General features: G+C 36.4%; 12 protein-coding genes. 1 reads left to right on the forward strand and 11 read right to left on the reverse strand.

Going from position 1 to position 10,709, the window contains the following annotated elements:
• Nucleotides 1–1,166: 1,166 nt before the first annotated feature.
• The 3 genes from VKY47_RS10425 to VKY47_RS10435 all read right to left on the reverse strand — a co-directional run bounded on the left by VKY47_RS10425 (nucleotide 1,167) and on the right by VKY47_RS10435 (nucleotide 5,662).
• Nucleotides 1,167–2,027: a hypothetical protein gene (locus VKY47_RS10425; protein ID WP_324312608.1), complete on the reverse strand. Its 861-nt coding sequence runs from the start codon at nucleotides 2,025–2,027 to the stop codon at nucleotides 1,167–1,169.
• Between the two features lie 45 nt (nucleotides 2,028–2,072).
• Nucleotides 2,073–2,981, reverse strand: coding sequence for a tyrosine-type recombinase/integrase (locus VKY47_RS10430; RefSeq protein WP_324312611.1), 909 nt, complete (start codon nucleotides 2,979–2,981; stop codon nucleotides 2,073–2,075).
• 68 nt (nucleotides 2,982–3,049) lie between these two features.
• Nucleotides 3,050–5,662, reverse strand: a complete 2,613-nt coding sequence (locus VKY47_RS10435) for a CHC2 zinc finger domain-containing protein (RefSeq protein WP_324312613.1) — start codon at nucleotides 5,660–5,662, stop codon at nucleotides 3,050–3,052.
• A 124-nt stretch (nucleotides 5,663–5,786) separates the two neighbouring features.
• On the opposite strand from VKY47_RS10435, the gene VKY47_RS10440 reads away from it, so the two are divergent.
• Nucleotides 5,787–6,152 carry a helix-turn-helix domain-containing protein gene (locus VKY47_RS10440; RefSeq protein ID WP_324312615.1) on the forward strand — a complete coding sequence of 122 codons (366 nt, stop codon included), beginning with the start codon at nucleotides 5,787–5,789 and terminating at the stop codon, nucleotides 6,150–6,152.
• A 33-nt stretch (nucleotides 6,153–6,185) separates the two neighbouring features.
• Here the strand turns inward: VKY47_RS10440 and VKY47_RS10445 are convergent, their stop codons facing one another.
• The 8 genes from VKY47_RS10445 to VKY47_RS10480 all read right to left on the reverse strand — a co-directional run.
• Entirely contained in the window at nucleotides 6,186–6,875 is a 690-nt protein-coding gene (locus VKY47_RS10445) for a hypothetical protein (RefSeq protein ID WP_324312616.1), read from the reverse strand.
• A 345-nt stretch (nucleotides 6,876–7,220) separates the two neighbouring features.
• Nucleotides 7,221–7,601: a hypothetical protein gene (locus tag VKY47_RS10450; protein WP_324312618.1), complete on the reverse strand. Its 381-nt coding sequence runs from the start codon at nucleotides 7,599–7,601 to the stop codon at nucleotides 7,221–7,223.
• A 1-nt stretch (nucleotide 7,602) separates the two neighbouring features.
• Complete coding sequence (locus tag VKY47_RS10455) at nucleotides 7,603–8,115, reverse strand: polymorphic toxin type 24 domain-containing protein (RefSeq protein ID WP_324312620.1); 513 nt, start codon at nucleotides 8,113–8,115, stop codon at nucleotides 7,603–7,605.
• Nucleotides 8,112–8,540, reverse strand: a complete 429-nt coding sequence (locus VKY47_RS10460; protein WP_324312622.1) for a DUF5958 family protein — start codon at nucleotides 8,538–8,540, stop codon at nucleotides 8,112–8,114. The genes VKY47_RS10455 and VKY47_RS10460 overlap by 4 nt, the downstream gene beginning before the upstream one ends.
• A gap of 323 nt (nucleotides 8,541–8,863) precedes the next feature.
• On the reverse strand, nucleotides 8,864–9,415 hold the full coding sequence (locus VKY47_RS10465; protein ID WP_324312624.1) for a hypothetical protein: 552 nt from the start codon (nucleotides 9,413–9,415) through the stop codon (nucleotides 8,864–8,866).
• Complete coding sequence (locus tag VKY47_RS10470; RefSeq protein ID WP_324312625.1) at nucleotides 9,412–9,681, reverse strand: hypothetical protein; 270 nt, start codon at nucleotides 9,679–9,681, stop codon at nucleotides 9,412–9,414. Before VKY47_RS10470 ends, VKY47_RS10465 begins: the two co-directional genes overlap by 4 nt.
• 56 nt (nucleotides 9,682–9,737) lie before the next feature.
• Nucleotides 9,738–10,283 (reverse strand): hypothetical protein, encoded by a 546-nt coding sequence (locus VKY47_RS10475; protein WP_324312626.1) that lies wholly within the window; start codon nucleotides 10,281–10,283, stop codon nucleotides 9,738–9,740.
• A gap of 1 nt (nucleotide 10,284) precedes the next feature.
• A partial coding sequence (locus VKY47_RS10480; protein ID WP_324312628.1) for a hypothetical protein occupies nucleotides 10,285–10,709 on the reverse strand: 425 nt, incomplete at its 5' end.

The raw sequence follows: 10,709 nt of genomic DNA on the forward strand, positions 1-10,709 counted from the left end.
GGTATCAAACTTTCCCAATCTCCGGGCTGTCCTACACTATCTCCTGTATCATGAGGCATCAAGCCTGGATTCACACCCGGCATCAAAGCATTTACTGCAGAACCGCCTCCACCTCCTCCGCCATAGGTATGTGGCGGAGCAGCGATCTCCATAGAAAATTCAGCCCATGGATTCCAACAACTGTAATTGGTTTATTAATTCTTGTAGCTGCATTTTCTATCCTTGCTAATTCGCCTGCACTTAATACACTCTTTCCCCCTTTAGCAGCAACTACTTCCCTTGCACCAAAAAAATCACTGTTTGCGGCATTTGTATTCGCCACAAAAAACAACATCAACGATATGAGGTACAGCCACTTTTTCACGCTGCTAATTTACTATTTATAATCCGATTATCTTTTTCTTTCAACTGAACTTTTCAGGTGAAGAAAAAACAAGGCTCGATTTTTTATGTTGGCTTGGTAGCGTAGCGGACAAGGCAATATAAAAAATGAGCAAACAACCGAAGGGCGTTAGTCTGCCCCCGAACGCAAGGAAAAACAGCCTTGAGCTAAACGGCTGGCTGCTGACTGTGGAGCGCAGCGTAATGGGCAGCAGACAAGCATCAGCGAGCCGCACTGCGAGTGGAGCAAGGGGGCTGCAAGGGAGAGCCTGACAAGGCGGCTTGCAGCTCTGTAGAAGTGAAGGGCTGGCGTAGGTTTTTGCTTTCTTTCCGCAAAAACTATGACAGCCCGCAACGCACTACACAAGGCTTTCCTTATGCTTCGCCAGAGCGTAGCGGCGGCAATACAAACAAGGTCAGGCCGAAGCCCGATGCGACCCGCAGGCGAGCAAAATGATGGCAGGCGGTGGACGTGTTGTTTCCTGAGCGCAACGCAGTGGAGCCGAAGGATACATAAGCGGACAGAGTAGCCTGCCGTGAGGATGACGAAGCGAACTGCAAGAACTGTGACAGCCTGCGTAACAACGTGAAGCACCCGAAGGGCGGCAAGGCTCTTTTTTATTCAATTGAAGAAAAAAACACGTTATAAAAAAGTACCTTGACGGGCTGGCCGCAGGGCTTGCGGAGCAAGGAAGACGAACACCGCTTTTCCTGCGTTTGGGGGCACGGAGTTCAGCGGAGTGCCGAAGCGTGGGCAATGTGCGTGGATTGGTGTCGTAGGATTTTTACTTCAACGGATGATAGCTTTTAATGGCTTCTTGTAAATCTTCGTTATCTTGTTGTCGGTAGCGTTCTACATTTTCCACTCGTTTAAAACCTGCCAAGTATTGGGTTTTGCGTAGTCCGTGTTGTTTTATCCATATTGTTATTCTTGATTGTTTTAACTGGCTTAATTTTCTGATGTCCATTTGTAAAGTTTCGCCCAGCTTTCTGATTTGTCGGTTTAGGTTGGTGATTTGGTCGTGGAGGTTGTCGAACTTTTCGGCTTGCGGACTAATCAGCTTTGTGCCGTTTTTATCTCGGTGATTTTCGATGTAATGATGTAATGGCAAGATCTGATGAGCTTCTAATTTCAAGGTTCTGGCTTCTTTTCGTTTTTGCCCTGCTGGGATTTTGATTGCTCCTTTTTCTAATTGTACATCTTCTAATGCTATGCGTAAAATATCCCTTTCATCCAATGCCTGATAAATGGTGAAGCCTAATAAAATCTTATCGCTATTTCTCCAAAAACCTTTCTGTGCCTGTGGTTCGTAGCTTTCATAAATTTTGTTCAACTCATCTTCATTAAATAAAATCTGTTGTGGTTTTTCGATGCCCCGAACTCTTACTTGGTAAGCAATATCGGGGATTTGCAGATACTTGTTGTAATGGCTGATGGCTCGCAGATGTTCATTGCATACTTGCTTTGATTTCTCTTTTTGCAAGTCGCCGATGTAATTCAATAAATCTTTGTAAGTCGCTTCTTCTACATTGATATTTCTTGATGTAAGCCATATTTGATAATGATTTGAACAATACAACATTCTTTGCCTTGTCTTTGCCACAAAACCGCTTTTGATTAGATATGTTGTAAAATCTTCGTTCATTTTTGCTTTTATTTTTCAGATGATTTTTTCAAGTGAAGAAAAAAGTCAGTCGTTTAGTTCTTCTGCAATACGTGTATAGATCTGTGTACTATCTAAACTGGTATGTCCTAAAAATTTACTGATCTGTTCCAAAGGCATTCCTTGTTGTAAAAGATGTGTCGCTATTGAGTGCCGTAAGCCGTGTAAACAAATGTCTTTTTCTATTCCTGCTTTTTGTAATAAGTATTTTAAACGCTTTCCGATTAGTCCGCTATCAGGTGGATTTCCTTTTAAGTTCAGTAAAAAATATTTGCTTTCATCTCTCATAAAATAAGGTCTTCCATACACTTCATAATCTTGTAAATCCTTGATTATTTTTTCATTCATTGGTATAAATCGGCTTCGGTAATTCTTTCCTGGTACTACATATAAAAACTGCTTTCCGTAGTCTATATGTCTTCTCTCAACTCTAATTCCTTCGCTGTAACGCAGTCCACAACCGTAATACAGGCTTAGTATTGCTTTGTCTCGTAATCCGTTAGGGCTTTCGTCTGTGGCTTGGTAGAGTTGTTTTATTTCGGTTTGGGTTAGAATGGTTCTTGGTGTTTGTGTACCTTGCTCTACGATGATATTGCCTGTAAATATTTTTTGCTCTCCTGTCAGTTCTAAATACTTGCTTAATAATCTAATCACATTGATATGGCTTTGGATGTAACAACTCGATAAACCGCCTTGCTTTTGCTTGTTTTTCTTTTCGTGTAAATACTTGTTGTAAGCCTCTAAATTCGATTGATTGATTTGATTGAGTTCTTTTATACGATTGTCGTTTAACCACTCAAAAAACGTCTGTAATTGCCGTTCGTAACCTTCTATCGTGGTCATTGCATAACCTATTCGTTGCATCCATTTTGTAAATTCTGCTTGATATGTTTTGTAGGGGTTGGGGTCTATAAATTTTTGTCCGCTTACTTCCATTTTATTTTTTATTACTTACTGCACTGTATCACTTTATTTACAAGTAGTTGAGTGAGTAATTGAGCCAATTACTTACTGTTACTTACATTACTTACTACCTTTTCTTTGATGCCTTGTAATGCCTTATCCAATGCGGTTTCTATGCTATTTTGCAGCCTGCTGTATTCGTCATTGTTGGTAATTTCGTATTCATAACCGCCCTTATATTTGTTACCACCAATACTTTTTACATAGCCGTAGAAGTGTAAAGTTTTTAGATAATGGTTCAGATTATGAGGATTGATTTTTAGCTTTTCTCTGATGTCGCTTTTGTAGAATGACAATTTCTTTTCTTTAATAAGTAGGTCTTTAATCTGTTCCAAAAAATCCCTGCAAGCCTTTGTAAGCTCATCGCTCTTGGCTAATAAAACTTCCTTCAGTAAATCATTGGCTAAAGCAATATCTTCCAATGTGGTTTCTATAAAGGCGTTGCCCTGATTGTCTTTCTGTATCGGTCTTTGATATTGATGTACAAAGGTTATCGCTTCTATAAATTGTAAATAATGGGCATTGGTTCTAAGCGGTTTAAATACACTTTCGGGTATGATTAATTTATCTGCAAAGGGATTGACTACATTTATTTTTCTAAACATTAACTGTAAATCCTGTAACAGTTCCTTTGTGCTTTCCTCTTCGGCTTTGTTTATTTTCCCTGCACTGAGTAGCCTTTGGTACTGCATAATACCTTGTTGTTGGACTTCGCTGTTGTCTAAGTATATCAATAAACAACGGTTGGCGTTATCTTCGTAAATGCGTTCTTTAGTGGTCGTTCCGCTTAAACAAATTGGTCCTTCCACTTCTAAGAGTATCGTTTTCATATTGCCCTTGCTGTCTTTCATCGGCACTATTTTGCTTACATACCCTTTGCTTTGCAACTCTCTTAAAACATACAGTACAGAGTTTGCTCCGTCCATATCTTCTATCAGTATCAGCTTATTTTTTAAGTCGGTTTTACCCACGTAATACAAGGCGTTTTCTGTTGATGCCGTAAAGCTTACTTTGTGTTGCTTGGGAATAAGTTCCGATATTCTTTCCTGTAAATACGTCTTTCCTGTACCACTTGCTCCCAAACAAATGATGTGTAAAGGGTTTGCAGTTAATCGGCTGGTAAATACTGTCCACATTATTAAGCGGTTCGTTTCTTCGCCTACTACGCCTGTTTTCCCGATTAGTTCGTTTAGTTTTTGATATAGATTAGGTGTTTTTAATAATTGCATCAATGATGCCTTTCTGAACTCCGTTAATACTTTGGGCTTTTCTGCCTTGGGTTTTTGTTCTTCTATTTTTGCATTGCGGTAATCTTCTAATGCTTCAACAAGCTCAGCAACAGCATAATGTAACTGCTTTGTGCCAACTTCTAATTTTTCACTGGCTGTTTTAATGAAGCGTTGTAATTGTTCTTCGCTGTACAGATCCAAATTGCTCTGTCTGATGGTCTGTAATGGGTTCAGACTTTTAGCGATTTGGATTTTCAGTGTGATTTTTAGTTTATCCAATGGATATAAAGCAATACCACCGATGATGGAGAACAACAAATTTTCATATACAAAACTGATGTAATCGGCGTTGCTTGTATTAAGCTTTCCGATTGTTGTAATCATTGGTTGCTGCTCGCTTTTTTCTTCATTTGATTTTTGTTCACTATCATTTTTATTGTTTTCAAAGGTGTTCACGAACCGCATAGCGGTTTCAAGTGAAGAAAAAAGGATTGTTCTTTCATTAATCAGGTGTTGTAATATTTCCGCTTCGTGTCCTTGTATTAAGCTGTTGACATCTTCTTCGTCAGGTGTATTTACGGTGCTGATTGTTATTTGTGGTAACAGTTCGTGTAAAGTTTCACTGTGCTTCTTTGTCCATTCCCTGCCCGCTTCATCGCCATTCAGGAAAAAGATAATTTCTTTCAGGTTCGGCAAGCTCTGTAATGCTTCTTTGTGTTCATCGTTCAAAACATTTGTACCGAACAATGACAATGCTTTGTAAGTGCTGTAAAGCTGTATAGTAGCTGCGTCTATTATGCTTTCGGTGATGATGATTATTTCCGTTTCTGTTGTCGGATAGTTCGGATATAAACCGCTTCTGTTTGCCGTGTAAAAATGCCTGTCGTCTTTTCCCTTACTATGCGTATTCCGTCCGTAGAAGCTCACGATATTGTTTTGCTTATCCTTCAATGGAAAGATGATACAGCTTTTCAGCTTGTTGTAATGCGTCCCGTTGTTATAGCCTGCTTCTAATTTCGCATTGTAAATACTTCTGCTCTCTGCGTAGGCTCTCGCTTTGCTGCTGCTGTATAAACTCTGTTTCAGTTTGGCAAAGATTTCATTTAGGTTTTCAGGCTGTATGATTGGCTTAGGTGCAGTTTGTTGTGTTGTTGCTCCTATCAGATTTTGGGCTTTCTTAATGGCCTCGTGTTTGCTTAGATTTTCTTTATCCTGTATGAACTGTATTGCATCTATCTTTTTGCCGTTCATCTTGCAGTTGCCACTAAAACAAAAAACCGTGTTCGTATCTGCATACACCTGCATGCTAGGGTTTTTATCATCGTGGAAGGGACAGCATACCATTTTGTTACGGTTCGGCTGTAATCCGTAGTGCTGCAATACCGTTATGATGCTTAGTTGCTGTTTTATTTCTGCTATTTCCATTAAAAAAACTTTGTGGTTAATTTCACAACCACAAAAATAAAATAAAGTTTTCGTTTTAGCAACTTAAATGTTTTGATATTGCACACATATTGTGTAAAATGTTTTTTATCGCTACTTTTGCCTTATGAGTTTATCGGACAACATAAAAACTATAAGAGAAGAGAAGAACCTTAAACAAATTGAGGTGGCTACTCATATTGGCGTAGATAAATCCGCTTACAGCAAGATTGAAAAGGGTTTGAGGGCTTTAACAGTGGATGAACTTCAAAAAATGGCTCAACTCTTTAATTTGACGACCGACCAAATTATTAATTATGACGGCAAAATGCCCAAAGAAGTAGTAATCGAGGATAAAACAGCCGTTGAGCAAATGAGGCTCATACAGCAATTGGACGAGGAAGACAAGCAAACTATCTTCCGCCTGATTGATAAAATGCTGACCAATAAAAAGTTTAAAGACTTTTTTGCTAAAAACGCAGCTACGCTATAAAACAACAAAAGCCCGATTTAATCGGGCTTTTGCTTATGCTGTAAGTTCTGAACTTTTCAACTGTGATATTTTTTTGTCCTGCTTGTTTGCTTCTATCTGCTTCAAAAACTCTTCACGGCTATTAACCTTTTCTTGTAGTACTTGTAGCCAAGTATTAAAATTTCCATACCACATTTCAAACATTTGCATATTCCAATTTCTACTCACCTGTTTTATTTGATTTAAAACATTTTTAACCTGGGATTGATTGCCTGTATATAAAGCAGTATGAAATTTTAGCTCAAATAGTTTTGCTTGTTGTGCTGAATTTGATTTGATTAAAATATCATTGAAACGATTATCTACTATATCAAACAATGATTTCAATGCAACGTTTTCACTCCATAAAATTGGTATCTGCTTTTTTAAACATTCAATAGCTTCATTGAAATAGCTGCTATGTTTCAAATAAGGTATAGAAAACTGCAACCCTTTTTTGTTACTTACTTCCATAAGGATTGTGGGACTGTCTAAGCAATTTTTCAAATCACTTTTCCATAATGGATATAATACAAAATGAGGTCTGTAATCTTCTACTTTCGGTAGCTTCACTAACTCTATTCCAATAATAGTACAACCAACTATTCTATAAAGCTTATTCTGTGCAAACGCTGAAAGCTGAGGAACGGAGCTTAACCATTCCTCAGTAACTCTTTTTTTTATCTCTTTAATATCTTCTGACATATTAAGGTCTAATTACTTGTATCGGTAATCCGAAGTTTCTTGAGTATTTACCAAACTGGGCAGGGCTCATAACTGCATTACCAAATTTAAAATCATATATAATTCCATTAGTTCTATCAAGAACATCAAGGAAGCCACGGTTACCAACACCATTGTTAAAATAAACATTGGTTGATAAACCCCTACTGCCGTAAATACTTTGATAACGATTTAAAAGAGCATTTGCGTATTGATGTTTTGCAGTACCTGCAACACCTCCTGTGCCTCCAATAGCCCTTTCTGCTAAGGTTGCAGATTTTTGAACTAACTGTGGATTTGTAAGTCCCGTCTTAGCAGCTTCCTGACTTACTCTTGTTCTACATCTACACTCTTAGCCCAAAACTCCAATTTTTGACCTTCATAAAATTCTAAATAAAAATACCCCTTGCCTTCTTCGGAAAGTTCAATTAAATCCCCATTAAGTTCATACCTTCCTCTGTATAAATTATCGAGAGTTAAATTCTCTACATCTTTCACATTAAAAAAGTCTAAGGTAATTATCTTAACATCTGTAAACTTTAATGATAATAAAATTTCACCAACCAAAGACTTAAATAGAATTAATAATATTCCATTAGAGTAAGATAACTTTTCACAATTGTAATTATTATGGAAGTCATAATATCGATTATCATAATCGTATTGGGCTAAGTTTTTAAAAAACTCTATTGATGTTGCAGTTATCATATTAATTCCCAAGTTTTTCTATGTATTTTCTAATCATTCTTATTTCTTGCTGTGTCATCGGAACAGCTTCTTTAGAAGCACGACTTATACTTTTCTGTACACCATTAACAAAATTCTTATTGTAAATCTGCATATGTGGTGTAGGAACAATTCCGTGAGCCTTACCTACTAAATCAAATCTTATTTGTTTAGTTGGTGTGCCTAACGTAATAGAGTTCTTTCCTAACTTCTGACTAAGGCTTGCGGCTTGCTCTGTAACGGTAGGTACCCCCTTAGCGGCAATTGCCTCAATGCCTATACCCTGGTTTCTATAATCTACTAAATCATTATCACTTTTGCAACTTATACCAAAATCATTTTCTATATTGATAGTTACTTCATTTTTGTTTTCTATTGCATTTTCAATAAATCTTATTTGCGTAACTACTTCACTAAATAAAAATACTTTAGCCTCACAAATATTTGTTTGAAATATTGCGAGTACAAAAAACAGTATTTTTAATAGTAGTTTCATTTATAACTTTTCAATATCATTTCAACCTTGTGTTCATCTGACAAATCCCAATACCACCATTTATCAGGATGGTTTTTTTCGTCTTTAAATCTCCTCTGATATGGAATTTTGAATAAGCTCAAAAACAATAAAAAAACTTTATCTAATTCATTTTCAGGCAAGGCAATAATCTTGCTTAGATTATGGGATGCAACTCCTTTCTTTAGTAGTATACATGGCGTATATGTAGGTTTCAGTTTAGAATCTGAAATTATAGCTTCAATGTCATTATCACTAGGCTTGGATTGTATTATTAAAAATGTCATATCAGTTAAGAAAGTACGTTTCTTCTCTGGATCAAGAGTATTGAAGTTACTTAGCAACTCTCTACTATCCGCCAACCCTTGTCCATATCTATTTATTAATATTTCTTCTTCTAATTTCATAGTAATGTGCATTAGCGAGGATAAATTGTGATGTGAGGTAAATTAGGATTAACAGATCCTTTGAAGATGTCAATATTTCTCGGAGTATTATCCAATATTGAACGTGAACCAGGTAAAGAGTTTTTAATAGTACTCCAGTTTCTACTATTAAGGCCTGGTATTACATAATCCCAATCAGAGTATGCCCCTGCTGTACCTTTTGCCCGACTGCCTACAACTGTAATAGGTTTGTTAATTCGGGTAGCAGCATTTTCAATTCTAAGCAGTTCGCCTTTGGATAAAACATTCGTACCCGTCTTACTTGCAACTGCTTCCCTACACAATTACCCATTCTTACCAACGTTCTTCAAACTGATATACTCTATTCTTCCAAGTGATGAGAAATTTTCTAAATTTTCATTTTTATTAAACAAATTTGTTTCTATCGTGTTTCCATCACTTATCGGAGTGGACAAGATAAAGTCATTGTCAAAAATTAATTTCACTCCCAATGGGGAATCATTTGTGATTCCAATTAATTCAACATCTAACACTTTTTGATTCACAATATTTTTAAAGAGATTGACATCAGATACTTCATAATATTCAATGTCCATTTCCATTCCTTCTTCGCAATCCATCCATCCTTTCATTCTTCGATCAAACTCTATCCACTTAAAATTTTTGTTGGGAATAGGCAAATATTCAACTATTGGTGCCGTTAATTCATTCTTATCGGTAGAAATCTTAAAAAGCTCATTTGTTGAATCTTCAAAAACATAACCTGCAGATATATCAATTTGAGAAACATCACTTTCTCCAAATGGTGGCCAAACAATTAAAAACAACCGTTTTACTTTTTTACCTATAATTTTCTTTAATTCGTTTATCATCATCTCAGGGGTTTTGCAGCATTATACCATTGGTTTGCAGTTTTATTGATTACAGTAATAAAAGTGCCATTTGCTTCTGTGACTATCATTTTTCCATTACTGATATACATTACTGCATTTTGATGACCGTGCCACTGACCAACACGTGTCAATGCGGAATTAGCATTATTTAAAAGTTGATTTGCTGCTCCCCGTAGTTGCGGTAACATTTTTTGAGCTTGTTGGGCAGAAACGTTACCAAATCCTAAAACGTCTCTATGTTTAATCAAGTGACCTGTAGAGTTTTTACTCCACGATAAAATCTGACTACTCGTCTTAGCAGCAATTACCTTACATCGTATTCATCTTTTGAAATACTCAATATTTTTTCAACAATTTCGTTTCTCTCTTTATAATAAAATCCTATGCTACCACTATGATGAAAGTAAAAGAAAAAATCATTTTCTTCATCATAAAAAACTGGACTATAAGGTGCTATATGAGTTACAATGCAAGTTAAAATAATTGATAAAAATTTATTCCAATCATTACATTTGCATATCCCTGAATAACCAATCTCAATTGATGATTCTCTAAGCATTATTAGATAATCCTTTGTTTCATCAGATTTGCCTTCTAATTCATAATCGTATTTATCCTCGTCGGGATCCCAAGTGTCTAAACAACAATCCCACCAAGAAGGATCATAGAGCCTAATATCGCTTTTTATGGATCGAAAAAGAGTATAAAACATTAAAATTAATCCTTCAATCAAATTATCATTATTAATTAGGTATATCTCATTTTTATGTCCTTTACTCTCTGTATAAGAATCAAGATTTGCCCATGTTAAGGGGAAGCTTTGATTTGTAATTTTATCTAATGTTTTCATTTTATTTCACTGTGCCTAATTGCCCCCAAGGAATAAATGTTCCTGTTGAACCTTTATGTTTGTTAATAATAAAATTTCCGAATTCGTCAGCATCCTTAAACCACTCAAGCCCTCCCTTTCCTTCTTTGAATACTTTGAACTTACTTCCGCCATGTCCTGCCTTATCCACAGCCCACCACAATCCATCGGAATTACTCTTGTAAATGGTTCCAAAAGTTTTATGATTTTTAATCGCAGATGCTCCTTCTTTTGTTAATGTCCATAAACCTCTTCCCCCCTTAGCAGCATTTTTAGATGCTATTTTAGTTGCACCAATTACAGTTCCTTTAACACCAATAGTAGCAATTGACTTAACCAAAAACACATCACTAATAGCTAAAGCAAGATGACCTGTACCCTTCCAATAATTACCTCTTTGAAAATGGT

The sequence above is a fragment of the Xanthomarina sp. genome, from assembly GCF_035306705.1.
In the GTDB taxonomy this organism is placed as follows: domain Bacteria; phylum Bacteroidota; class Bacteroidia; order Flavobacteriales; family Flavobacteriaceae; genus Xanthomarina.